Origin of the sequence: Natronomonas sp. CBA1123, from assembly GCF_009741925.1 — an archaeon.
Lineage (GTDB): Archaea > Halobacteriota > Halobacteria > Halobacteriales > Haloarculaceae > Natronomonas.
This window is the reverse complement of record NZ_WPCC01000005.1, coordinates 24,283-45,119: the sequence shown is the minus strand read 5'-3', so window position 1 is coordinate 45,119 and position 20,837 is coordinate 24,283. Positions and strand designations below refer to the sequence as shown.

General features: G+C 66.1%; 22 protein-coding genes. 12 read left to right on the top strand and 10 right to left on the bottom strand.

The genetic code is table 11. The features are described 5' to 3' along the window. Window positions 1–694 precede the first annotated feature (694 nt). Window positions 695–1,618 carry a hypothetical protein gene (locus GJ631_RS04080; RefSeq protein WP_370518552.1) on the top strand — a complete coding sequence of 308 codons (924 nt, stop codon included), beginning with the start codon at window positions 695–697 and terminating at the stop codon, window positions 1,616–1,618. Here GJ631_RS04080 and GJ631_RS18475 read toward each other — a convergent pair. Next, complete coding sequence (locus tag GJ631_RS18475) at window positions 1,612–1,980, bottom strand: hypothetical protein (RefSeq protein ID WP_197424818.1); 369 nt, start codon at window positions 1,978–1,980, stop codon at window positions 1,612–1,614. The genes GJ631_RS04080 and GJ631_RS18475 overlap by 7 nt on opposite strands. Before the next feature lie 31 nt (window positions 1,981–2,011). On the opposite strand from GJ631_RS18475, the gene GJ631_RS04070 reads away from it, so the two are divergent. Then, window positions 2,012–2,659: an SWIM zinc finger family protein gene (locus tag GJ631_RS04070; protein ID WP_156707920.1), complete on the top strand. Its 648-nt coding sequence runs from the start codon at window positions 2,012–2,014 to the stop codon at window positions 2,657–2,659. 1 nt (window position 2,660) lies between these two features. On the opposite strand, the gene GJ631_RS04065 is transcribed toward GJ631_RS04070, so the two are convergent. From GJ631_RS04065 to GJ631_RS04050, 4 genes are all read right to left on the bottom strand, one after another. Further along, on the bottom strand, window positions 2,661–2,828 hold the full coding sequence (locus tag GJ631_RS04065) for a hypothetical protein (protein WP_156707919.1): 168 nt from the start codon (window positions 2,826–2,828) through the stop codon (window positions 2,661–2,663). Window positions 2,829–2,973: 145 nt separating this feature from the next. Next, window positions 2,974–3,489: a Holliday junction resolvase Hjc gene (hjc, locus tag GJ631_RS04060; RefSeq protein ID WP_156707918.1), complete on the bottom strand. Its 516-nt coding sequence runs from the start codon at window positions 3,487–3,489 to the stop codon at window positions 2,974–2,976. 58 nt (window positions 3,490–3,547) lie between these two features. Beyond that, window positions 3,548–4,825, bottom strand: a complete 1,278-nt coding sequence (locus GJ631_RS04055; protein WP_156707917.1) for a D-arabinono-1,4-lactone oxidase — start codon at window positions 4,823–4,825, stop codon at window positions 3,548–3,550. Beyond that, window positions 4,813–5,991, bottom strand: coding sequence for an alanine racemase (locus tag GJ631_RS04050; protein ID WP_197424816.1), 1,179 nt, complete (start codon window positions 5,989–5,991; stop codon window positions 4,813–4,815). The genes GJ631_RS04055 and GJ631_RS04050 overlap by 13 nt, the downstream gene beginning before the upstream one ends. A 100-nt stretch (window positions 5,992–6,091) precedes the next feature. Between GJ631_RS04050 and GJ631_RS04045 the strand changes: the two genes are divergently transcribed. Further along, window positions 6,092–6,808, top strand: coding sequence for an endonuclease NucS domain-containing protein (locus tag GJ631_RS04045; RefSeq protein WP_156707915.1), 717 nt, complete (start codon window positions 6,092–6,094; stop codon window positions 6,806–6,808). A 60-nt stretch (window positions 6,809–6,868) separates the two neighbouring features. Beyond that, complete coding sequence (gene endA / locus GJ631_RS04040; protein ID WP_156707914.1) at window positions 6,869–7,876, top strand: tRNA-intron lyase; 1,008 nt, start codon at window positions 6,869–6,871, stop codon at window positions 7,874–7,876. Window positions 7,877–7,879: 3 nt separating this feature from the next. Here the strand turns inward: endA and GJ631_RS04035 are convergent, their stop codons facing one another. Next, entirely contained in the window at window positions 7,880–8,824 is a 945-nt protein-coding gene (locus GJ631_RS04035; protein ID WP_156707985.1) for a methyltransferase domain-containing protein, read from the bottom strand. A gap of 125 nt (window positions 8,825–8,949) precedes the next feature. Here GJ631_RS04035 and GJ631_RS04030 point away from each other — a divergent pair, with 125 nt between their 5' ends. Next, window positions 8,950–9,513 (top strand): TATA-box-binding protein, encoded by a 564-nt coding sequence (locus GJ631_RS04030; protein WP_156707913.1) that lies wholly within the window; start codon window positions 8,950–8,952, stop codon window positions 9,511–9,513. A 43-nt stretch (window positions 9,514–9,556) separates the two neighbouring features. After that, a complete protein-coding gene (locus GJ631_RS04025) occupies window positions 9,557–9,907 on the top strand; it encodes a hypothetical protein (protein WP_156707912.1) in 351 nt (116 codons plus the stop codon). A gap of 15 nt (window positions 9,908–9,922) precedes the next feature. Here the strand turns inward: GJ631_RS04025 and GJ631_RS04020 are convergent, their stop codons facing one another. From GJ631_RS04020 to GJ631_RS04005, 4 genes are all read right to left on the bottom strand, one after another. Further along, entirely contained in the window at window positions 9,923–10,483 is a 561-nt protein-coding gene (locus tag GJ631_RS04020; protein WP_156707911.1) for a hypothetical protein, read from the bottom strand. After that, window positions 10,480–10,785, bottom strand: coding sequence for a hypothetical protein (locus GJ631_RS04015; protein ID WP_156707910.1), 306 nt, complete (start codon window positions 10,783–10,785; stop codon window positions 10,480–10,482). The genes GJ631_RS04020 and GJ631_RS04015 overlap by 4 nt, the downstream gene beginning before the upstream one ends. A 69-nt stretch (window positions 10,786–10,854) precedes the next feature. Next, window positions 10,855–11,700, bottom strand: a complete 846-nt coding sequence (gene hisG, locus GJ631_RS04010; protein WP_156707909.1) for an ATP phosphoribosyltransferase — start codon at window positions 11,698–11,700, stop codon at window positions 10,855–10,857. A gap of 30 nt (window positions 11,701–11,730) precedes the next feature. Next, on the bottom strand, window positions 11,731–12,195 hold the full coding sequence (locus GJ631_RS04005) for a hypothetical protein (protein ID WP_156707908.1): 465 nt from the start codon (window positions 12,193–12,195) through the stop codon (window positions 11,731–11,733). A 24-nt stretch (window positions 12,196–12,219) separates the two neighbouring features. Here GJ631_RS04005 and GJ631_RS04000 point away from each other — a divergent pair, with 24 nt between their 5' ends. The 6 genes from GJ631_RS04000 (at window position 12,220) to GJ631_RS03975 (ending at window position 20,819) form a co-directional block, all read left to right on the top strand. Next, window positions 12,220–13,512, top strand: a complete 1,293-nt coding sequence (locus GJ631_RS04000; protein ID WP_156707907.1) for an amidohydrolase — start codon at window positions 12,220–12,222, stop codon at window positions 13,510–13,512. Window positions 13,513–13,645: 133 nt separating this feature from the next. Continuing rightward, the gene (locus tag GJ631_RS03995; protein ID WP_156707906.1) at window positions 13,646–14,803 is read left to right on the top strand and encodes a hypothetical protein; all 1,158 of its coding nucleotides are present in this window, start codon (window positions 13,646–13,648) and stop codon (window positions 14,801–14,803) included. A 56-nt stretch (window positions 14,804–14,859) separates the two neighbouring features. Beyond that, window positions 14,860–16,140 (top strand): adenosylhomocysteinase, encoded by a 1,281-nt coding sequence (locus GJ631_RS03990; RefSeq protein ID WP_156707905.1) that lies wholly within the window; start codon window positions 14,860–14,862, stop codon window positions 16,138–16,140. 54 nt (window positions 16,141–16,194) lie between these two features. After that, the gene (locus tag GJ631_RS03985; protein ID WP_156707904.1) at window positions 16,195–17,244 is read left to right on the top strand and encodes a hypothetical protein; all 1,050 of its coding nucleotides are present in this window, start codon (window positions 16,195–16,197) and stop codon (window positions 17,242–17,244) included. 240 nt (window positions 17,245–17,484) lie between these two features. Continuing rightward, window positions 17,485–19,005: a phenylalanine--tRNA ligase subunit alpha gene (locus tag GJ631_RS03980; protein WP_156707903.1), complete on the top strand. Its 1,521-nt coding sequence runs from the start codon at window positions 17,485–17,487 to the stop codon at window positions 19,003–19,005. Next, window positions 19,005–20,819 (top strand): phenylalanine--tRNA ligase beta subunit-related protein, encoded by a 1,815-nt coding sequence (locus GJ631_RS03975; RefSeq protein ID WP_156707902.1) that lies wholly within the window; start codon window positions 19,005–19,007, stop codon window positions 20,817–20,819. Before GJ631_RS03980 ends, GJ631_RS03975 begins: the two co-directional genes overlap by 1 nt. The last annotated feature ends 18 nt before the right edge of the window (window positions 20,820–20,837 follow it).

Below are 20,837 nucleotides of genomic sequence, written 5' to 3'. Positions count from 1 at the left end.
TCTGCGCTCACCTTCGATTCCGCCACGGACAGCACAGCACCGCAACCACGCTCCTCCCCAACCGACTCACTCGACGCTTCGCGTCTCGTTCGTCCCTCGCGCGTTTCTCGCGCGCCGGATGAAAGATGCTCGGCCGGGAGCGCGTGTCGGCCTTTGCCGACCGCGCAACCCGGGGAAGGGCAGGGCTACAGCGGGTCGAACAGCGACATCCTTGGCGGACTGAAAGGGCGAGGCGTGCGAGACGCGAACGAAGTGAGCGTCTCGGTTGGCCGAACGGGGAGCGCGAGACACGACCGAAGAGAGTGTCTCGGAAATGCGAGCGGCGACTGGAAGGAGCCGTGAGCAGAGCGACCCGTGAGGCGCGGTGGCGCCGAAGGAGCGTCGCTGCTCGGGCACTACCCGAACGAAGTGAGGGTATCCCGAGCAGCGGCCGCCACCGCGCCGAGGGCTTTCGAGGTAGTGCTATCCTCGTTCCCACGCCCGACTCCCAAAACGAATAATCCTGCAGTCGGGGTCGGTGCGTTTATCGGCCCCGCAACGATACCCGAGAGCATGCAGCGGCTCCACGCTCGGTACCCGTTCCTCGACGCCTCCCGCGAGGCAGTCGAGGCCGCGGAGGTCGACCTCGCAGCCCTCGTCGTCGAGGGGGGGTCCGGCCGTCGAACGCGGCCGCGAGCGCGTCCAGCGCGCGCTGTTGGAGGGGACTACCGAAGCCGAGGAGCCACGAGCGTGGAGCGACCGGGCGGAACTGCTCTCCTATCCGGTCGCTCGCGTGCTCGTTTCGCTTCTGGACGTACCGGGTGCCGTCGAGAAGTACGCGGCCGCCGAGGCCGCGACGGCACGCGAGCGGTTCGTCGAGGATTTCGAGGCCGATTTGGAGCTGAAGAGCGCGGGCGGCGAGCGGCTGACGCTCGACCGACTGCTCGCGGATTTCGGGCTATCGGGGCGTATCGAACCCACCGGCGACGGCGAGTTCAGCGTCGCGGTCACGGCGTATCTCGAACTCGCGGCGGCGCTGTCGGGCGAGCGGTGGCGTCTCGTCGGCCGACCGCTCGACTCGGGGCGCGTCCCCGTCTCGCGGCCGGAGTTGTACACGCTGCTTCGGGAGGCCGTCGGCCGGCGCGTCGAGGAGGGGCTTCCGCTGTCGGTGCCCGAGGGCATCGGTGACCCGCTCGATTCGGAGCTGTCGGCGATTCGCCGCAGCGTCGCTGACCTCGACCCGCCGACGGCGTTCGATGCGGTGGTGCCGGGACTGTTCCCGCCGTGTATGCGTGCGCTGCTGACTCGCGCTCGGGAGGGGGAGGCACTCCCCGACCGCTCGCGGTTCTCGCTCGTTGCCTTCCTCGTGAGTGCCGGCCTTGACCGCGACGAGGTCGTCGAGTTGTGTGCGATAGAGGGGGAGGCAGCCGATTCGATTCGGGCGCAGGTCGACCGACTCCGCGGGGCTGACGGCGAGGGGTCGGTCGCGGCGCCGCCGTCGTGTGCGGTCATGGACGACTACGGCGACTGTGTCGACAAAGACGAGCTGTGTGAGTCAATCGAGCACCCGCTGTCATACTACGAACAGCGGCTGGAGGCGGCACCGGAAGAGCAGCTAACTGACTGGCGCGCTCAGTAGCGCCGGGAGAGGCCGACGCCGATGACGGACATGAAGACGATGAAGAAGGCGATAGCGCCGACCAGGGCGACGCCGCCGTCGCCCGAAAGCCCGCCGTCGTTGTACGTGTTACCGATGTAGAGGATGATGGCGGCAAGTGTGGCAACGCCGACGAACGCGACGATGGCTTCGACGACGGCATCACGGTCCATGGTCGGGATTCCGACGGTGTGGGCCAAAAGCGCTTCGAAGGCGAGGCGCCGGTGGGTCGACGACGACCGATGGATGACGAGCGGTTCGTGCGGACACTCGAAATCGGGGGCAGTGGCGAGATATTTTGGCGAAAAACGACGCGAACGGTCGTGAAACGTCGAGTGACTCATTAGTCTTCGACGCCTACGTTTCGACTGGAACATGACGCATCCAGAACACACACCAGCGTCATCGGACTCCTCGCGTCGGCGGCCTCTGGCGCCCGATACGCGCCGGCTGGACGACCGGTCGGCGCGAGCGTGGACGGAGCCGATGGCGGTCAGACCGCTCGGTAGCGGCCGCTACGCTGTCGACAGCAGCTCCGGCGCCACCTACGTCGTCGACCTCCCCCGTGGCGACTGCAGTTGTCCGGACCACGAAATCCGCGGTGAGCGCTGCAAGCACCTCCGCCGGGTGGCACTGGAAGTTACCGAGCGACGCGTCCCGGCGCCGGGCAAGCGGCGGGCCGACTGTGCGGTCTGTGGCCACGAATCGTTCGTCCCCGAGTCGGGGGCGGCGGTCTGTGGCGATTGCTGGCTCGAACGCGGCGACATCGCGACCGACCGCGAGACGGGCGATACGGTCGTCGTCTACCGACTGACCGACGAGCGCGCAGACGAGCGCTACATCGACGCCGCGGGGTGTACGGTCGCGGAGTACCCGAAAAACGAGGGGTATCCGCCCGATGACCCGGTCGTGGAGGTCGTCTACCCGTTTTCGGGTGACGCCGACTCGGGCCTCGACGAGCGGCCGCGTTACGCCTTCCCGTATGCGCGGCTTGCGGTCCGCGAGGAGATGCTCGTCGAGTGACCTACTGCCACTCCGAGAGGTCCGTTTCCTGTCCGGCGGGGACCGACAGCCACGCGTCGTCGGTCGTGACGTCCGCGATGATGAACGCGGGCTCGCCGTTCCGGTAGTCGTACGACGACTGTACACCGTTTTCCGAATCCGACGCCCGAACGTTCTCTGAACTACTCATTTCAGTTTACGATTATCAACCAAGCACATGAACGTTTCGAAGATAATTCGATAATATTCGGAAGAGGTATCCGTTCGGGTGGCTGTGATGGATGACACTGTACCTACGTTCACTCAACTACCTAAAAACGAGACGAATCGGGTTTCTACAGCATCTCGGCGGCGTCGTCGACCGAGAGGTCTCCGCGTGCGAGGGCTTCCAGCACGTCGCGGTCAGGGCCGTCGTCCGAGCCGACGGCGACCTCTTCGAGCGTGACCTTCTCGGAATCACCGACGAACTCCGCGAAGTCGGTGCCTTCCGCGATGGCGGTCTCCTTCTTCACCCGGTAGTTGCCGCCGTCGGTCGTATAGAGGTCGCCGGGATGGAAGAAGTACCAATCCTCGCGGTCGAAGCGGGCGGCGACCCGCGGTTTCGCGCCGAAGTTCCGCGAGAAGTACACGAGCGCCTCGATTTCCTCGCCGGTCAGATAAATCGGGTCGCCGCTTGAGGATTTCGCCTCGATGGCGTAGAACATCTCGCCGTCGCCCGCGAGCACGTCCGGCAGTTCCCGCTCGGTCGCGCTGCCGGAGGCCGGCGCTCGCATCACCGCGAACCCGGCCCCGTCGAGTTCGTTGACGAGTTCGCGCTCCCGGCGGTCGCCCTTCGCGTTCGAGTTCGGCATCTACCGAGCGTCGGTGTCGAACGGTATTAAATCGGCCGACGGAATGGCCGACGAGGGCTCAGCACCCGAACAGTTCCCGGAGGTGGTCGTTCAGGAACAACCCCTCCGGGTCTAACTCCGCACGCACGTCGAGGAACGCTTCCCACTCGGGATACAGCCCTTCGAGGTCGGCGGCGGTCTTGGTGTGGTGTTTCCCCCAGTGGGGGCGGCCCTCGAAGCGGTCGAAGACGGTCTCGGAGTCGGCGACAAGCGACTCGTACGGTCGGCGGTGGTAGGTATGGACCGCGATGAACGTCGAATCGCGGCCGGTCGCCGGCGACAGCGGTATCGAATCGCCGGCCACGTCGCGGAACTCGACCGGAAACAGCACGTCGTGGGACTCGACGACATCGCGGAGTTCCCGGAGGACTTCGGCGGCGTCCTCACGGGGAACGCCGTACTCAGTCTCGTTGAACCGCACGTCGCGGGTCGTCGGGTAGATGTCTTTGGCCGGGCCGACCCGCTCGGAGTCGGCGAACGTCCCCGTCGTGATTCGGTTCAGAGATGGTGCGGCCCGCGGTAGCCGTCTGCCGACGCGGTTGATGCCTTCCCACGCGAGGTTCTCGATGCGCTCCTCGATGGCGTCGAGGCGGCCGGGTTCGCCCGTCTCGTCGGTCTCTTCGAGCGTCTTGACGAGTGCCGTATCGGTGTGAGGGAACCACCAGAACTCGAAGTTGCGGAACTCGCGGTACTCCTCGAGGTTCGCGAGTACGTCCTCGATGTCGACCGGTCGTTTCCGCTCGCGGAGTCGGTAGTCGTCGACCACGTCGAGGGTGACAGTGCTGAGGACGCCGAGCGTGCCGAGAGACACCTGTGCGTGGGAGAAGCGGTCGTCACCGCGTTCGAGGTCGAGAATGCTACCGTCGGCGGTAATCAATCGCAATCCGGCGGCTTGCGTCGCCATCACACCGAAGTCGGTGCCAGTTCCGTGGGTTCCCGTCGACAGCGCGCCGGCTATCGATTGGGCGTCGATGTCGCCCATATTCTCCAGCATGAGGCCGTGGTCGGCAAGCGCGTCAGTCAACCGCCACAGCGGCGTCCCCGCCCGAACGGTCACCTGCCGCGCTCCGGCGTCGGCGTCGACGAGTCCCGTGTATCGCTCCAAGGAGACGAACGTCTTTTCGGATTTCGCGACCGGCGGGAACGAGTGGCCCGCGCCGGCGACCCGAAGCGTTCCCTCGGCGTTTTCGACGACCGTTCGGAGTTCGCTCTCGGTTTCGGGGTAGTGGACGTGTGTCGGACGTGCGCTGACGCTTCCGGACCAGTTCTTCCAGACGCCGTCGGTCAGATGTAACATCGGCCATCACCTCGATACGTACTCCAGGTGTCGACGACTTCCTCGCCGTCGACGACCGCCAACTCCTCGAAGAACCGGCACAACTCGCCCGCCTTCCCGTGTCGCATCACGACCGGGTCGCCGACCGCGAGGTCCCCGTCGTAGCGGACCGGCGTCTGGACTTCGCCGGCGCCCTCGTTGTCCAGCAGTTCGGCCCCCTCGGGGAGCCACGGGACGGGCGCCTTGTCAGGGCCGACCGGGCCGGAGGCGACGTAGCCGCCGCCGCGGCACGTGTAGACGCCGTCGGTCGGTTCGCGGGTCACCTCGATTGCGTAGCCAGCGGCGGGTTCGTAGTCGAGGTGGTCGTACCAGTCGAACTGCCGTGGGGCAAAGAAGCCCGACCCGACGGTAACCTCCGTCACGTGTGGGTCCTCGCGGGTGAACTCGACGCTGCCCGTCCCACCGCCGTTGACGAATTCGAGGCCGTACTCGTCGTCCAGCGCCGCGGCGACGGCCTGTCGGCGCTTTCGGACGAGGGGTTTCGAGCGCTGCTTGAACAGGCGCATCGCGGCGTTCTCGAGACCACCGTTGGCGGGGTTTCGGTCCGGCAGGCCGGCGATTTGGGCCTCATAGCCCATCAGCCCCGTGAGGCGGACACCCGAGGCTTCGGTGACGGTCTCGGCGACGGCGAGCGCGTCCTCGGGCGTCCGAATCGGCGACCGACGGACGCCGAAGTACACGCCGAAATGTTCCGTCGAGCAATCGAGGTCGAGACAGAGCGGCACGTCCGCGCCCGCTTTCTCGGCGGCGTTCGCGATTCGCTCGACGTGTTCGGCGCAGTCGACCATCAGCGTGATGTCGGCGCCCTCGGCGACGCGCTCGGCGACTGCGCGGAGTTCGGCGTCGCCGACGACGGGGTAGGCGACGAGCAAATCGTCGAACCCCGCGTTCGCGAGGTCGACTGCCTCGCGGCCGGTGTAACACATCACGCCCTCGAAGCCGTCCTCGGAGAGAATCCGCTCCAGTGCCGCCCGGCACCGGACCGACTTCGAGGCGACGCGAACCGGGAGGCCACCCGCTCGGTCGGCTGTGCGCGCGATGTTCGCCGCCAGCGCCGCGCGGTCGACGAAGGCCGTCGGTAGCTCCCGGCCCTCGAAGGCCGCTCGATAGGCGCCGTACTCGTTCATACGTTCGGATTCTCCTCTCGATACCTGAGGTTTCGGGCGTCGATGTGCGGTCAGTTTAATCGCCCGAGCCTTCAAATGGGATGCCGGGACCACCACCCGTATGCCGACGACCACCATCGCCGGAGACTGCAACGTCTACTTCGACGGTCGCCGAGAGACCCGACAGCGCGGTCACGTTCTCGTCGTCGTCAAGCCCGACGACACCGTCCTCGTCCACGACGCCGACGGCTACCAACCGGTCGCGTGGCTCACCCGTCCCGCGGACCTCTCGTTGACCCACGACCCCCTCTGGCTGGTCGCCACAGACGGCGAGGAGACGCTTCGTATCGAGGCTGCCGGCGAGGTGGCCGTGACCGAACACGACGTGAGTGAGGCGGGGACGCCGGTCGGCGACTGTCGCTGTGGCGGCCAACTCATCCGTTCCGGTGGGGACGTTCTCTGTCTCGACTGTGCCGAGCGTCACTCGCTCCCCTCGGGTGCGACGACGCTCGATTCGACCTGCGACTGCGGCCTTCCACTGTTTCGGGTCGAACGCGGGACGGACTTCGAGTTGTGTCTGGACTACGAGTGTGGGTCGTTGCTCGATGCGGTTTCCGAGTGCTTCGACCGCGCGTGGGACTGTCCGAACTGCGACGGCGACCTCCGTGTTCTCAGACGCGGCGGACTCATCGCTGGCTGTGAGAACTACCCTGACTGCGACACTGGGTTCTCGATACCTGACGGAACGATTTCGGAACCGTGTGACTGCGGCCTTCCTCGGTTCGAAACGGCCAGCGGGGAGCGGTGTCTCGACTCGGGATGTGGCGCCACGCTCTGACGGGCGCGTCGGCCCGGCGACCGTAGCGGCTATACGCCCGCACCCGCCAACCCCCACACGATGGAAGGACACCTCTCCGACGGCGTCGTCGAGGTCGGCGCCAACGGCCGCGAACGCTACTACGACTCTCGGGGCTACGGTCACCCCCGAGGGGACGGCGTCGTCCTCTCCCGTGTCGAGGCCGCTCACCTCCTCTATCGCGGAGACCTCGATTCGGTCGACGGAAACGGGTTCGCCGGCTTCCTCGCCGAACACGACGACATCGTCGTCGAGTTCTTGGTCTACCGGGACTTGCGTGACCGCGGCTTCTACCTCTCGGTGGCGAGCGAGGAGTGGGTCGATTCGACCGACGGCGTCGACTTCGTCGTCCACCCTCGCGGCGACGGGCCGTGGGACGGGTCCGTCGAGTACCGGGTTCGCGTCGTCGCCGAACGGGAGTCGATTCCGCTCGCTGGCCTCGGTGACACCGTCCTCGCGGTCGTCGACGAGGAGAGCGAAATCACGTATCTCGAAACCGACGTTCCGGACGTTTCCGGTTCCAGTTCGCTCGCCCTCGACGCCACCGTCGATGGGGTCCTCCTCGAAGACCGAGTGCTCTGCTGGGACCCCCCTGAACCCCTCTACGAGCGCGGCTTCTACGGGCAGCGAATGGGTCGTGACGACGAAACGCTCCAGTTGTCGCTTCTGGAGGCCGCCCATCTGGACGAGACGGGCGTTCTCTCGATTGCTGGCGGCACCGGGGCGGTCGTCGAGCGCGGCCGGGCGGTCGAAGGCGAGCGGTTCGACCGCCGGCTGACGGTGTATCGTGAACTCCGCCGGCGGGGCATCGTCCCGAAGACCGGTTTCAAATTCGGCGCGGATTTCCGCACCTACGCCGACGTGGAGTCGGTCGACGACCTCGGCCACTCGGAGTTGCTGGTCCGGGTGTTACCGGCGGACACCGAACTGTCGCCGCGGGATTTGGCGCTCGACGTTCGGCTGGCTCACGGCGTCCGGAAACGGATGGTGTTCGCCCTCGTCGAGGACGGAACGGTGACGTGGCGGTCGGCCGGGCGGCTGACGCCCTGAGGCTCAGACGAGGACGTGGACGTACCGCGTCAACGACCGGTGGACGCGGCGGTCGAACCGCGATTCGACGGTCCAGCCGGCGGCTTCGGCGGCGTCGTTCCACGAGCGGTCGCCGACGACGACGGCGCGGTCGGCGACCCGCCGGACTTCGCGGAGGGCGTCGCCGACGAGCGATTCCAGCGAGACGCCCTCGACTTTCGACTGGCGGCCGTAAGGAGCGTCGAAGACGGCACCGTCGAACCCCCCGTCGGCAAACGGCAGACGCGTCGCATCGCCGCGGACGACGGCGAAGGAGTCGAGGTAGTGAGCGAGGTTCTCCCGTGCGCCCTCGACCATTTTCCGTTGGGCGTCGACACCGACGACGTCGGTGCCGACGAGGCCCGCTTCGACGAGAATACCGCCGGTGCCGCACATCGGGTCGAGCAAGCGGGCATCGGGACTGGCGCCGGCGATGTTGGCGAGCGCGCGGGCGTCCATCGGGTCCATGCTTCCCGGTTGGAAGAACGGCTTGTCGGTCGGCTGTCGGGCCGTGAAATCCCGGGGTGTCTCGGTTTCGAGCCATCCGAGGGCGGCCGTCTCGGAGAACAACGCGACGAGCGTGTTGTCGGGGTCGTCTAGGTCGACCTCGAATCCACGGTCGACGAGTACGGACCCGAGGCGTCGTTCGACGGCCTGGGTGTCGACGCCGGTCAGGCCGCGTACGTCGCGGGCGCGAACGGCGACGGTGCCGGTTCGGTCGGTGCTCGCGGCGTCGAGCAGGGCGACGGCGTCGTCGACGGAGGGGTCACACGTACCGAGGAGTCGACAGATTCGTCTGGTGTAGGCCAGCGTTTCGGGTCGAACGACGCCCCGTGCGGTAGCGAGGCCGGGAGCCAGCAGTTCCACTGCCGAACAGCGGCTCTCGGCCTCACGGACTGCGAAGTCGTCGTCGTCACCGGCCAACTCCAGGAGGTACACGCCCGCAGGTGGCCGCCGACGGGAAATAAACGGCCCGGTCGGGGGTCGCTCGTGCGAGGTGAGGGGGAACGACCACCCACATTTATAAACCTTAAATACGTGTTTTAAGTCGAGTTATGCAGGACCCCAAGGAGACTATCAATATCGAGAACGTCGTTGCCTCGACGGGGATTGGCCAGGAGCTCGACCTCCAGAGCGTCGCCATGGACCTCGAGGGCGCCGATTACGACCCCGAGCAGTTCCCCGGTCTCGTCTACCGGACACAGGAGCCGAAGTCCGCGGCACTCATCTTCCGCTCCGGGAAAATCGTCTGTACGGGCGCGAAATCCACCGACGACGTCCACGAGTCGCTCCGCATCGTCTTCGACAAACTCCGCGACCTGGAGATTCAGGTCGACGAGGACCCCGAAATCGTCGTCCAGAACATCGTCACCAGCGCGGACCTCGGCCGCAATCTCAATCTCAACGCCATCGCCATCGGTCTCGGTCTGGAGAACATCGAGTACGAACCCGAGCAGTTCCCCGGTCTCGTCTACCGTCTCGACGACCCCGACGTGGTCGCGCTGCTGTTCGGCTCCGGCAAACTCGTCATCACCGGCGGCAAGAAGCCCGACGACGCCCGCGAGGCAGTCGACAAAATCGTCTCCCGACTCGAAGAGCTCGGTCTGCTCGACGGCTAACGAAGAGCGGCAACTACTCCCGTGACGGCTCCCTAATTCCGGTATGCTTCCGCTGCAGGTGGAGTTCGTCGGCGGCGGCCCGCTCGCGCTCGCCGTCGCGTTCCTCGTCGGGACGCTGTTTTCGGCCGTAACGCTACATCTCGCCGCGCTGTGGGTGCTCGGCGACGAACCGCACCAGCGCGCTGTCAAAGCCGCTCCCGCCCCTGTCGTCGTCGCGATGCTGTTCAGCCAGTACAACGGCGCCGTGATGGTCGCGCTGTCGTTTTTCACCGCCGTCGCCGTCGTTCGGTACGTCTACGAGTTGAACCTCCGCGGAGCAGTGTTGTTGTCGGTGTTTTATTTCTCCATCACTACGATTTTCGCCTTCGCGTTCGGCAACATCTTCTTGGCGTGAGGTGCGCCGCCGTCCTCACTCGCTTTCGATATCGACCGTCCGGACCGTCGAGTTGTCACGCCAGACGAGGTGGATATCCATCGACGGGTCCTCCATCTCGTCGAGTTCGGAACTGTCGAGGCTGTGTGTGTACTCCCACTCGGCGGTTTCGCCGGCCTCGATGTCCAGTCGCACCTCCGTTTCGGGTGCGTAGGCGATTCGTGGCCCGACCCGATTTATCGCGCCGACGAACGTCCCGTCGACGTCGGCGGTGTTCTCGACGGTCACCGTCGCCGTCACCGTCTCGCCGACTGTCGCCGTCTCGGGCGCCTCGAAGGTCACGTCGAACGACGCTGGCGGCCGGTTCAACCGTTCGAGGACGGAATCGCCGACGGTGTACTCGCCGCCGTCCCACGTCAGCGTCGCCGAGTCGGCGTCGAGCGGTTTCGGGACGTACGCCGCAATCCACCCCGACGACGGCCCGGTTTCGCCGTCCTCGCTGGCACTGGCGCTTGCGGTCGGGGAACTCCCGTCGTTCGGTTCGTAGGCGTCGCCGAACGTTTCCAGTCGCCCCTGACGACCGATTTTCGTCGTCACCTCGTATTGCTCCCCGGACGCTCGACGGAAAACGACGAGGCCGGGTGGTCACCGGGCGATTCGACCGAGATATTCGCGATAATCAGCTGTTCGTTCCGGCCGCCGTAGGTCCCGTACGAATCCGGGGAGTTCAGCGTTACGACTGCTGGCGTCGCGGTGATGTCCTGTACGCTCACGCCGCTGTCGCCGTTGTCGCCGCTCGGGTCGTCGGTCGATTCGTCATCCGAGAGACAGCCTGCCAGCGCCGTCCCTGCGAGGGTAGCGCCGAGCGCTCGAAGCGTTCGTCTGCGTGTCGGGTTCATACACGAGGATGGAACCCTTTCGGGGGAGGGCTTTGTGTAAGCTAAAACGACGGTTTCAGTAACGGCGGTTCAGGGGACCAACCGCTCGATTTCGGTGACGAGGATGTCGCTGGCGCCGGCGTCTTTCAGGTCCGGGATGACCTCGAACACCTTCCGCTCGTCGACGACGACGTGGACCGCGAGGGCGTCGCTGCCGGCCACGTCCATCACCGTCGGCCCACCCATCCCGGGAATCACGTCTTCGACATCCTCGAGGGCATCCTCGGGGACGTTCATCATCAGATAGCGCTTGTCGTTGGCGTCGAGGACGGACTTGAACGCCGTCTTGACCTGCTGGACCTTCGGGTCGTCGGCAACGTCGGGGTTGGCGAACAGCCGCACCGACGACGACAGCACCTCGTCGATGACTTCGAGGCGGTTCATTCGCAGGGTCGTCCCCGTCGAGGTGATGTCGACGATGGCGTCGGCGATATCGACGTGCGGGGTCAACTCCGTCGCGCCCGTCACCTCCACGATGTCGGGGGAGATGCCCAACTCCGCGAAGTACGCCTCGGTGATGTTGGGGAACTCGGTGGCGACCGTGCCGCCGGTCAACTCCTCCGGCGAGGAGACGCCGCCGTCCTCGGGGGAGGCGAGGACGAGTCGGCAACTGCCGAACTCCAAATCCAGGAGGTCGACCAACTCGACGTCGGACTCCCGCGTTTGGTCGAGTCCGGTGATGCCGAGGGCGGCGGCGCCGTCGGAAACGTACTCGGGGATGTCCGCGGCGCGGGCGAAGAGTACCGACACCTCGGGGTCGACGGTGTCGGCGTACAGTTTCCTGTCGGCACCGTTCTGGACGTGTAACCCGGCTCGTTCCAGCAGTTTCAGCGCCGGGTCGTGGAGACGGCCCTTGTTGGGCACGGCAATGCGCATACACCCGGTTGCAGGCGACGGGCCTTTGCCCTATCGGACGCCGAGGCGCCGTCGGATGGCGTCGGCGGCGTACCCCACGCCGGCGACACAGAACGTCGACAGCGACAGCGCGAACAGGCCGATTGCGACCGTCTCGAACGGCATCGGGTCGAGTGCCGGTCCCGTCGTGGTGCCGGCGGTACTCCCGGCGAGGAGGTACAGGACGGAGACGAGCAGGAAGCCGCCGAAGGTGGCTGCCCCAGTCGAGACGCCGTATCGGAGCAGTCGGACGCCGGTCGCGTCGTCGGGGAACAGCGACTCGGCGTGGAGTCGGACCGCGTGGCGATACCAGAGGTACGACCCGAGAAAGAACAACCCCGCGAGGGCCGCAAGCAACACGGCGACGGGCAGGAGGAGGGCGTTCATCGTCCGGAGTTCCGAGTCGGTCAGTAAAAACCCACGCACCGATTCATCGGCGAGAACCGACGCCTCGTCCGACCGATTCGGCAGTTTCAACGCCCGGCGTCGACAACGCCGGGTATGAGCACGCTCCAGATTACCGGCGGGCGCGTTCTCCGCCCCGACCTGACCGTCGAACGGGCCGACGTACTGGCCGACCGGGAGACGGGACGCATCGTCGAGGTTGGCGACACCGCCGTCGGCGAGGAGACGCTGGACGCCGAGGGCTGTCTGGTCGTTCCGGGACTCGTCAACACCCACTGTCACGTCGCTATGACGCTGCTCCGCGGGTACGCCGACGACAAACCGCTCGACGCGTGGCTGCAAGAGGACATCTGGCCGACCGAGGCCGCCTTCGACGCCGAGGACGTCCGTGCGGGCGCGCGACTCGGACTCGTGGAGATGCTGAAAAACGGCGTCACGACGTTCGCGGACATGTACTTCCACGTTCCGGAGGTGGCGGCGGCCGTCGAGGAGGCCGGTCTCCGTGCCCGTCTCGGCCACGGCGTCGTCACCGTCGGGAAGGACGACGCCGACGCTCGCGCGGACTTCGAGGAGGGATTGGCCGTCGCCCGCGAACTCGACGGGGCCGCCGACGGTCGGATTCGAACGGCGCTGATGCCGCACTCGCTGACGACGGTCGACGCCGACCTCTTGGAGACCTACGTCGCCCGCGCACGCGAGGCGGGCGTCCCGGTCCACTACCACGCAAACGAGACCGAAGACGAGGTCGACCCCATCGTTTCCGAACGCGGCGTCCGGCCGCTGGAGTTCGCCGACGACCTCGGAATGCTGGAGTCCGGCGACTTCATCGCCCACGCCGTCCACGTCGACGAGACCGAAATCGAACTACTCGCCGACCAAGAGGTCGGCGTCGCCCACTGTCCGGCCTCGAACATGAAACTCGCCAGCGGCATCGCCCCCGTCCAGGAGTTGCTCGATGCAGGCGTCACGGTCGGTATCGGAACCGACGGCCCGGCCTCGAACAACGACCTCGACGTCTTCGACGAACTCCGGGACGCGGCGATGGTCGGCAAACTCGCCGCCGAGGACGCAAGCGCCGTCGCTGCAGAGGATGCGGTTCGGGCGGCGACCGAACGCGGCGCCGAACTGCTCGGCTTCGACGCCGGGCGTATCGAGACGGGTGCGCTGGCCGACCTCGCGGTCGTCGACCTCGAGGCGCCGCATCTCACGCCGGAACACGACCTCGTCAGCCACCTCGCCTACGCGGTTCGCGGGTCGGACGTGCGACACACCGTCGTCGGCGGAGAGGTCCTCGTCCGCGACCGCGAAGTGCTGTCGTTGGAGGAAGCGGCCGTCAGACGTGAGGCCGACCGCCACGCACGGGCGGCCATCGAGCGCGCAACCGAATAGCGATTAAACGCTCAAATATGTTTTTGAATCTTTTGAACGGTTTTGAGGTCCTCTTTCTATTCCCAAACGAACTGGTAAACGAGTTGAACGAGAGTCCCGGTTTATCCCCCTGACCTACTTGGTGGGGAGTGTGATGCGCTCGAATAAACGACTCGCTGCAATCGCGCTGTCGGCGCTGATGATACTGTCAGTCGTCGGCCCCGGCCTCGCGATGGCACAGACCGACGACGACGCGGGCAACGTCAGCTCACTGAACATCGACGTGACACAGGACGGTGAGAACGTGACCGTGACGGTGACCGACGCGAACGGGTCGGTCGACGGCGCCAACGTGACCGTCACGCAAGAAGACGTGGACGCGGACGAGGATGACGAAGAATCCGACGACGACTCGGAGGACGACGATTCTGAATCCGACGATGCAGACTCGGACGATAGCGACTCCGAGGATTCAGAAGAAGAGGACTCGGACAGCGACTCTGACGACTCCGATGACGGTTCGGAGGAAGACGATAGCGACTCTGATTCCGACGACTCGGGGTCCGAAGACGATGACTCGGACGATAGCGATGCTGACGACTCGGACGAAGAAGAGGACGACTCCGAGGATTCGGAGGAAGAGGACTCGGACAGTGAGTCCGACGACGACAGCGACTCCGACGACGCTGACGAGGAAGACGAAGAAGCCGAAGACTCCGAGGCTGAAGGGGAAGACGAGGACTCCGAGGAGGACGACTCCGACGACGAGAACTACGAGTACGAGGGCACGGGCACGTACACGACCGACGAGAACGGAACGGTCGAGCTGCCCGCCCCCGAAGAGGGCGTCCGCCTGACTATCACGGCCGAGGACGGCAACCGAACGCAGGAGGTATCGGTGACGCTGACCGGCTCCGAAGAGGCGACCGTTCCCTTCGGCCAGCGCGTCTCGATGTTCGTCCAGCAACTGCTCGACGGCTCCGGTGACGCGAACGTCGGACAGGCCGTCTCCGAGTTCGTCCGGAGCAACAACCCGGGTAACGCGCCGGAAAACGCCGGTCCGCCCGAGGACGCCGGTCCGAACAGCGACACCGAGCGTGGCCCGCCTGAGGACGCCGGTCCGAACAGCGATGACGACCGACGTGGCCCGCCGGAAAACGCCGGTCCAAACGGTGACGACGCTGACGACGCCGAGAACGACACCGAAACGGACGGAACCGCCACGCCGACCGAAGACGGTGACGATACGGATGAGGACGACGACTCCGACGACGACCGACGTGGCCCGCCGAGCGACCGCGGTAACAACTGACGACTGCGGACTTTTCCTTCGGTAGCGTTTTCCGCCCCTCGCCCGTTTCGAGGGGTATGAGTCACCCGACGATAACCGAACAGCTCTCGGACCCCGAGAGCGCTCGGGAATCGGGCCGCAAGAAAATCGAGTGGGCCCGACAGCACATGCCCATCATGACCGCCGTCGCCGAGGAGTTCGGCGCCGAGACGCCCCTTGAGGGCGAGGTCGTGGCGATGGCGATGCACGTCGAAGCCAAGACGGCCGTTCTGACCGAGGTTCTCGCTGAAGCGGGCGCCGAAGTGGCCATCACCGGCTGTAACCCGCTTTCGACCCACGACGACGTGAGCGCCGCGCTGGATGCCGTCGACGGCGTCACCTCCTACGCCAAACGCGAAGTCGACGACGATGAGTACTACGCCGCCATCGAGGCGACAATCGACCACGACCCCACCGTCACCGTCGACGACGGTGGTGACCTCGTGATGGCCATCCACGAGAACTACCCCGAACTCATCGACTCCATCGTCGGCGGTTGTGAGGAGACGACGACGGGCGTCCACCGCCTGCGTGCGATGGACGACGACGGCGAACTCCACTACCCGATGTTCGCGGTCAACGACACGCCGATGAAGCGACTGTTCGACAACGTCCACGGGACGGGCGAGGCGTCGCTTTCGAACATCGCCATGACGACGAACCTCTCGTTTGCGGGCAAGAACGTCGTCGTCGCCGGCTACGGCTACTGTGGGAAGGGCGTCGCGATGAAGGCGTCCGGACAGAACGCCCACGTCATCGTCACCGAGGTCGAACCCCGCCGGGCCCTGGAGGCGCACATGGAGGGCTACGAGGTCGCCTCGATGGCCGAGGCGGCCGAGAAAGGCGACATCTTCGTGACGACGACGGGCAACCGAGACGTCATCGTCGAAGAGCACTTCGAGGCCATGCAGGACGGCGTCGTCCTCGCCAACGCCGGTCACTTCAACGTCGAAATCGACCTCGACGGCCTCGACGAGATGGCGGTCGGCCGCCGAGAGGTGCGGGACGGCGTCGAGGAGTTCGAACTGCCCGACGGCCGACGCATCAACGTCCTCGCAGACGGGCGGTTGGTCAACCTCGCCTCGCCGGTCGCGATGGGCCATCCCGTCGAAGTGATGGACCAGAGCTTCGGGGTGCAGGCCGTTTGCGTCCGCGAGATGGTCGAGAACAGCGACGCCTACGACGCGGGCGTCCACGAGGTGCCCGACGACCTCGACCGCGAGGTCGCCGAAATCAAACTCGAAGCCGAAGGCATCGAGATAGACGAACTGACCCCCGAACAGACCGAGTACATGGACAGCTGGCAGCACGGGACCTGACGGCCACAGCCCTGGTCGGAATCCCTTTTATTGTTCGCGGTGCAACCGGTTTGCATGCCGAATGACCTTCTCGAGCGACTCGAACAGCCGGAGTACACCGGAGAGAATCGGTGTACGCCCTGTACGATTCTCAATCTCCTCATTGCGGCGGGCGTCTCCGCGCTCGTCGGCCGTCGAAACCGTGCGTTGGGGCTGTTGACGTTCGTAGCGAGCGCGGCACTCGTCTCACTCCGGGGGTATCTCGTTCCCGGGACGCCCGAGTTGACGAAGCGGTATCTCCCGCAGTCGGTGCTTGCGGCCTTCGACAAGGCCGACCCGCCGGGCGAAGACGTACCCGTCGAACTCGCCGAGCAGGCGGCCGCTCGTGCCGACGAAACTGCCGACTCGGAAGAAGACGACGACTCCGTGACGAGCGAACCCTCTGCGACGGAATCCGTCGAGGTAGTCGACGAAAGCGACGCCGTCGCCGCTGAGGCGGACGACGCGGAACCGGAGGTCCTCCCGGAGCGGGAGGACGTCGAGGACCTCATGGGTCAACCGATGGAGGAGGTGCTCTCGGCGTTCGGCGTCGTCCGACCGACCGAGGAGGGCGATGACCTCGAACTCGTCGACTCCTTCCGGGTGGAGTGGGAAGACGCCATCGAGGCGCTTTCCGAGGAGGACGAACGCGTCGAAACGCTCGCGGACCTGTTCCAAGAAGACGAAGCCGCGGTCGAAATCGAGACCCGCGAAGACGGCCGCTACTACGGCCTCGTCGACGGGAAGGCACAGTACAACTGGATTACGGAGGCGGCGCTGATTTCGGACCTCGCGGCCCACCGGGCGGTCGCCAGCGAGGACCGCCGCTGGAGCGTCCTCCTCCCGGAGGAACGGCTCTCGGTTCTCAAGGGGTTCCGCGTCTTCCTCGAGACGTGCCCGGAGTGTGGCGGTCCCATCGCCCCCACCGACGAGAGCGTTGAGTCCTGCTGTCAGAGTTGGGAGGTCATCGCCGTCGAGTGTGCCGACTGCGGCGCTCGCGTGCTGGAGTTACCCGCTCCCGACGGCCGCAACCCCAACGAGGGCGGCGCCGGCGCGGCGGGTGTCCCCGGCGGATTCACGAGATAGCCGAGCGCGACGGCGACGATTCGACGGTAACGCTTTTGTCGACGCCTGCCAAGGCGTCGCGTATGGCGCCCGAACCCACTGCTGCCATCGGTGTCGCGTCCGACCAGCCCGCAGTCTCTGGGTTCGGTTTCTTTTTCGCTCGGTAGACGGCGTGGACCCGGAGGCGACGCTGTCGCGCCTCCGGCGAAACGCCGTCTTCGAGTCGGAACCGCTAACAGAGAGCCACGCACACACTCGTCAATGAGATTGCCCGAAACGCAGGTCGCGCTGCTGGAAGCCGCCAGCGCGACCGAAACGAAAACGGTTGCACAGCTCGCCGAGGAACTCGGCGAAGACGCCACGGCCGTCACGCGGGCCGCCTTCGAACTCGAAGACACCGGCCTGCTCGCGGTCGACGAACACGTCGCCGAGGACGTCCACCTCACCGACGAAGGTGAGACGTACCGCGAGGACGGCCTGCCCGAACTCCGCCTGTACGAGGCCGCCATCGACGCCGGTGCCGACGACGACCCCGTTCCGATGGGCGAACTCATCGGAGCGGCCGGCCTCGAGGGCCCCGAAGTCGACATCGCGCTGTCGAACTTCGCCCGGAAGGGACTGGGCCGAATCGACAGTGGTGAGGTAATCGTCGACACCACAGAGGGGCCGGACGTCGACCCCGACGCCGACCCCGAGACGGAGGCGCTGGAGGCTATCGCCGCAGGCAACGCCGGCTACACCGACCCCGGAATCCTCGACCGACTGGAGACGCGCGGCCTCATCGAGCGCACCGAGACGACCGTCCGGAGCGTCACGCTGACCGACGAGGGCGTCACCGCGATGATGGAAGGCGTCGAAGTCGCCGAGACCGTCAGCGCAGTCACGCCCGAACTGCTCACCTCCGGGGAGTGGGAAGAGGTGGAGTTCACCGAGTACAACGTCGAAGCCGACGCCGAAACGGTCCACGGCGGGAAGGAACACATCCTGCGTCAGACCGCAAACCGCGTCAAGAACGTGCTTGTCGGGATGGGGTTTCAGGAGATGGAAGGCCCCCACGCCGACGCGGAGTTCTGGATCAACGACTGTCTGTTCATGCCCCAGGACCACCCCGCCCGCACCCACTGGGACCAGTTCGGTCTCGACGTGCCGCCGATGGAGGGTCTCCCCGAGGACCTACTGGAAGCAGTCGAGTCGGCCCACCGCGACGGCGTCGGGGAGGACGGCGAGGGCTATCACTCGCCGTGGACGACCGACGTGGCCCGACAGGTCGACCTCCGTGGTCACACCACCTCGCTGTCGATGCGGTATCTCTCCGGCGAACAGGTCGGCAACCTCGAACCGCCACAGCGGTACTTCAGCGTCGAGAAAGTGTACCGCAACGACACCCTCGACCCGACCCACCTACTCGAGTTCTTCCAAATCGAGGGGTGGGTGATGGCCGAGGACCTCTCGGTGCGGGACCTGATGGGGACGTTCACGGAGTTCTACGAGCAGTTCGGCATCACCGACATCGAGTTCAAACCCCACTACAACCCCTACACGGAGCCGTCCTTCGAGTTGTTCGGCAAACACCCCGAGACGGGCGAGCTCATCGAAATCGGCAACTCGGGCATCTTCCGGGAGGAGGTGCTGTCGCCGCTCGGCGTCGACTGCGACGTGATGGCGTGGGGACTCGCGTTAGAGCGACTGCTCATGTTGATGTACGGCTTCGAGGACATCCGCGACGTCCACGGGACGCTGTGTGACCTCGAACTGTTGCGGAACGTGGAGGTGGTTCACTGATGCCCGTCGTCGACGTCGACCCCGAGGAACTGCGGCAACTGACGGGCCACGACGAGAAGAGCGGCGAGGAACTGAAAGACGACCTCTTCGCGCTCGGCCTCGAGTACGAGGGCGAAACCGAGGACGGCGAGTTCCAACTGGAGTTCGCGCCGGACCGACTCGACCGCCTCTCGGTGGAGGGCGTCGCCCGGTCGCTGCGGTACCAGTACGGCGACGACCGCGGCGTGTACGTCCCGAAGACCAACGACGCGGAGTGGACCATCGAAGTCGACGAGAGCGTCCCCGAGGAACGGCCCTACGTGACGGGTGCGGTCGTCCGTGGTGTCGACCTCGACGCCGACGAACTCGATTCGCTCATCCAACTGCAGGAGAAACTGCACGCGACGATGGGCCGGAAGCGCGCGAAAGGCGCCATCGGCGTCCACGACCTCGCCATGCTGAAAGGACATTCCGGGGACGGCGCCGGTGAGAAATCCATCTCCTACCGTGGGGTCGAACCGGACGGCGACACGTTCGTCCCGTTGGACGACGACGAGGAGCGGACGCCCGCGGAGGTACTCCGCGAACACGACACTGGCGAGCAGTACGCGCCGCTCGTGGAGGGGTTGGAGCGGTATCCAGCCATCTACGACGACATCGGACTGTTCTCGTTCCCGCCGGTTATCAACGGCAAGCGGACGGAAGTCGAGGAGGGGTCTCGTGACCTCTTCATCGAGATGACCGGCACCGACCAGTGGACCATCGACAAGATGTGTGCCATCGTCTGCTACGCGCTGGACGCCCGCGGCGGGCGAATCGAGGAGGTGACCGTCGAGTACCCCGACCGCGAACTCACTCGTCCCGACCTCTCGACGACTTCGAAGACCGTCTCCCACGAGCGCATCGAGACGACGCTCGGCATCGACATCGCCGGCGAGGACGTCGTCGACCTACTCGAACGGGCCGGGTTGGACGCCGACACCTCGGATGAAGGAGATTCCGACGACGATGCGGTCGAACTGGAAGACGTACCGACACAACGGCTGGAATCGAGGTCCGAACCGGACGTCACGGAACCGGCGACCGCCGACCCGTCGGGCGAACTGGTGTACGAGGTCGAGATACCGCCGTACCGCGTCGACGTGCTCCACCCGATGGATATCGTCGACGACGTGGGCCGAGCCTACGGGTTCAACGACCTCGAACCGAAGTACCCCGACGTGTCGACGGTCGGTGGCCGCCACGACACCTCCAGACTGGAGGACGCCGCCCGCGACGCGCTGGTCGGGTTGGGCTTCGAGGACCTGCTGAACTTCCATATGACCAACGAGGCGGAGCTGTTCGAGCGGATGTCGCTGTCGCCCGACGACGAGGCCCTCGGCGCTCGGGACCCGGCGACCATCACCGAACCGTACAGCGAGGACTACACCGTCGTCCGGACGTGGGCGCTACCGTCGCTGCTGATGGTCCTGGAGAACAACACCCACCGGGCCTACCCGCAGGACCTCTCCGAAATCGGCCTCGTCGCCGGCGTCGATTTGGAGGAACCGACGAACGTCGCAGAAGGCCGCTCCGTCGCGGGCGTCGTCGCCCGCACCGACGCCTCCTACGAGGACGCAAAGGCGCGTCTGCAGGCTATCGCGCGGGCGTTCGACGCCGAGTTGGAGACGCCGCCGACGGAACACCCATCCTTCATCTCCGGACGCACCGCCGAAGTCGTCCTCGACGGGGAGTCGGTCGGCGTCATCGGCGAGGTTCACCCGGCGGTGTTGGTCGAACACGACCTCGAAGTGCCGGTCGCCGGCTTCGAATTCGACCTGGACGGACTGCGCTGAGCGGAAGGGAAACGCCTG